The 569-nt window shown below is 72.4% G+C and carries 1 pseudogene; it reads left to right on the top strand.

Annotated elements, in window-relative coordinates:
- Positions 1-38 precede the first annotated feature (38 nt).
- Positions 39-569, top strand: a pseudogene (locus ACTOQ2_RS44055) (NAD-dependent DNA ligase LigA); the annotation flags it as partial.

Here is a 569-nt window from a genome sequence, read left to right as displayed (position 1 = left end):
GGCCCGGAATTGTCGGTGCCGGGCGAGAGGATGGGATCATGACCGAAGCGCCCCCGAGCACCCTTCTCGCTGATCAGAGCGCCTACGCCGAAGCCGTCCAGCTCGCGCTGGACGCCGCCGCGGCCTACTACGGCGACGGCACCTCCACGCTGGACGACGATGCCTACGACCGGTTGGTCCGGGGCATCCAGGCGTACGAGGACGAGCATCCCGACGAGGTGCTGGCGACCTCGCCGACGGGCAAGGTGGCCGGTGGCGCGGTGGTCGGCGACGTGCCGCACACCGTGCCGATGCTGAGCCTGGACAACGTCTTCGGCGCCCGGCAGCTGGCCGACTGGGCCGCGTCGCTGGAGCGCAGGCTGGGCCGGCCGGTCACCCGGTGGAGCGTGGAGCCGAAACTCGACGGGCTGGCGATCACCGCGCGTTATCGCGGCGGGCGGCTGGCGCAGCTGGTCACCCGGGGTGACGGCGTCGCGGGTGAGGACGTGAGCCACGCGATTGGCACCATCGTGGGGCTGCCCGCCAGGCTGGCCGAGCCGGTCACGGTGGAGCTGCGCGGTGAGGTGATG

It is taken from the genome of Streptosporangium sp. H16 (assembly GCF_051918855.1).
In the GTDB taxonomy this organism is placed as follows: domain Bacteria; phylum Actinomycetota; class Actinomycetes; order Streptosporangiales; family Streptosporangiaceae; genus Streptosporangium.
Note: the sequence above shows the minus strand (reverse complement) of the source record. Positions and strands in the feature narration are given on the sequence as shown.